Origin of the sequence: Moorena sp. SIO4A1 (assembly GCF_010672065.1) — a bacterium.
GTDB lineage: Bacteria > Cyanobacteriota > Cyanobacteriia > Cyanobacteriales > Coleofasciculaceae > Moorena.
The window spans coordinates 1-2667 of the sequence record NZ_JAAHHX010000248.1; the positions used below are offsets into that span (position 1 = coordinate 1).

At 39.4% G+C, this 2667-nt stretch carries 2 protein-coding genes and 1 pseudogene; 2 read left to right on the top strand and 1 reads right to left on the bottom strand.

The features are described from left to right. Positions 1-120: 120 nt before the first annotated feature. On the bottom strand, positions 121-972 hold the full coding sequence (locus F6K53_RS36845) for a hypothetical protein (protein ID WP_293084498.1): 852 nt from the start codon (positions 970-972) through the stop codon (positions 121-123). Between the two features lie 1011 nt (positions 973-1983). On the opposite strand from F6K53_RS36845, the gene F6K53_RS36850 reads away from it, so the two are divergent. Continuing rightward, positions 1984-2181: a hypothetical protein gene (locus F6K53_RS36850; RefSeq protein WP_293084500.1), complete on the top strand. Its 198-nt coding sequence runs from the start codon at positions 1984-1986 to the stop codon at positions 2179-2181. 47 nt (positions 2182-2228) lie between these two features. Further along, positions 2229-2667, top strand: a pseudogene (locus F6K53_RS36855) (hypothetical protein); the annotation flags it as partial.

Below are 2667 nucleotides of genomic sequence, written 5' to 3' on the forward strand. Positions count from 1 at the left end.
ATTAGAAATGCTTACGCCAAATACAACTGACAGATTTGTTGAAACAAAATTAAGCAAAAAAAATCCCCAGCGGAGCGCTGAGGGATTTTAGAATACAACAGACCAGAGAACAACATTATATTAATTTTTATAATAATTTTTATAATGAGGATCAACACAATATAAGGAATAAGGGTCTTTGTAATAGTGATGAGTTGGTTTTATTCGGTTTGTCTTTTGTTGTTTCGCTTTGCTTTCGCAATAAGGTTCTAAGTTAAGGTCGATTTTATATTCAGATATTATTTCATAACTTTCGTTGTTTACTTGTTGGTTGATGATTTCGTAAGAGCATACCCATCGAAATACAGGATAAACGTCTTTTTTAATTTCGTCGAGAAGCTCAGCACCTTTTGGTATAATATCGTCACCGTCTTTATACCATTGATTTACTTTGGCTTGTTCTTTCATTTGTTTAGTAATTGTTGGATCACTACATACGTCTTTCCAGTCAATTTTTTCCTGATAATCTTTATTTATTTCATTATGGTAATCAGTAAAAATAGGGTTAAGTTCGATAGCAAGTTCTTTTGAAATTAAATTTTGATTAGCTTCAGTTATCTTGTACTTGCAATAAAATGGTAGCTGATTTTTATGGCTATTATTCTTATTGTCTACAGGAGAGAAGTCTAGGGATACATTTTCGTATCCTTCTATTTCTAGCCTCTCTTCCACCAAGTTTTCATAATTGTTACAGATTTCTATTTTTAATTTTTCGTCCAGATCTGGACGACTTAAATCTGAATACATATTTTTAATTATCAAAAACATACTTGTGCATAATGTTGCTGAAAATGCTACAAGATTAAAAATCAAGGGATAAGTTTTTGCTAAGTTGGCAAGTTTATCACTACTTATTATGTCTACAAGTTTTTGAAAAAAATTTTGTCTGGGTGAATTAGGGTTAGGGTTGGGTGTATTAGAAGAGTTTGGCATAGAAGGATTCTAACTGATTTGAGGGTTGTGCAATAGGCTATGCTACAACAAGTATAGTAGAGATCCGCGGAAAAATGAGATGCACCCGCTGAGGGATCAGTCAGGGGGCATCTACTAGTTTTTGATAGATTGGTTGAGACAAAATTGAACAAAAAAAAATCCCCAGCCGATAGCTGAGGGATGAGTCAGGGTGCATCTACTATTTCTTAATCCTTCATTACTCTGTCTCGCTCCGGAAGAAATTAGAAATGCTTACCCTAAGGAGACAGCCAAGATGGCTATCCCACATAGAACTAATAGATTAGTTGAGACAAGAGTGAACAAAAAAAATCCCCAGGGGGTAACTGAGGGATCACTCAGGGTGCATCTACTATGTCTTAATCCTTCATGGTTCTACCTAGATCCGCTGGTTCCCAGATCCGCTGTGCCCAGATCCCCTATTCCCTATAGCTGAAACCCCTGAGTTTTGAGTAAATTCTGACTAAAGTAAGCCTGAAACCCTTGTATAAAGTTGGTTTCGGGTATTTTGCTATGACACAGCTACTTGAGTTCCAAGGTCCCATGGGCAAATTGCCCTTGACTTATGCACTGAAGTTTCAGTAGAATAAAGTAGAACATGTGTACTATTATAGTGTTTTCTTTTAACCATTGCACCCACACCCCTAGAGCGATCACATCGCTCCTACAAAGAAGGATTGTAGAGCAGCGAGCGTATCGCTGTGGGTAGTGTGGGGTACTCCCCATTAGTAACTGGCTGATAGGGAAACCTCTTGTTTGGGAACTATCTCAGATAAGAGCACTGTCAATACTGCACTGCGTGGATTTTGGATAAATCCCCCCAACCCCGTCGGGATCCCCCTCCCGTCCCCCGCGCGGAAGGGGGAAGCCAGAGGAACCATAGCCTTTTTGTTCATGGGGTCTATTGTTCCCCCCTTGTTAAGCAGTAAGGGTGATCCCCCTCCCGTCCCCCTTATTAAGGGGGAAGCCAGAGGAACCATAGCCTTTTTGTTCATGGGGTCTATTGTTCCCCCCTTGTTAAGGGGGGTTAGGGGGGATCTCCCAGGGTGGATCAATATTACTAACCAGCCACCGGCTACTATAGCGGTTCTCATATTAATAAAGTACACATACCTATTGTTTCCCGATTCCCGATTCCCGATTCCCGATTCCCGATTCCCTGCGCGCAGTACTATAGCAATTTTCAACTAATCATTTTCAAGTAAAAAAATCTAAATATCGTCAAAGGAACACACTATATGGTTGCCACAAAAGACAGTAAAGACCAAATTTTCCAAGCCTTTGAGCAAATCCTAAAAGAGCGGCAAAACATTGACTCAAAAATTGCCACCAAAGAAGAGGAGGCGGAAAAAGCTAAAAATCAACAAGTGCTGGAAACGGCCTCAAACTATACCGTTGATAATATTGTCAAAGGAATGGCTGATTTACAGCTAGAGTTTGGCACCATTGTTAATGAATTGTCAGAAAAATTATCCTCAGAAGCCTCTAAACTTGATGAGCTAAAGCTGGCGATTAAGGTAGAAACTGAACACTTGCAATACCTTCAGAAAGTTCGAGTTGTAGCTGATGCCTTACATTTGCTCAATCAAGAGCACCAAGAAAAGCTAAAATCCCTAGAGCAAAAAGCAGATCAACAGCGAGAAGAGATCGAAAAAGACCAAGAGCAAAAACGTAAGC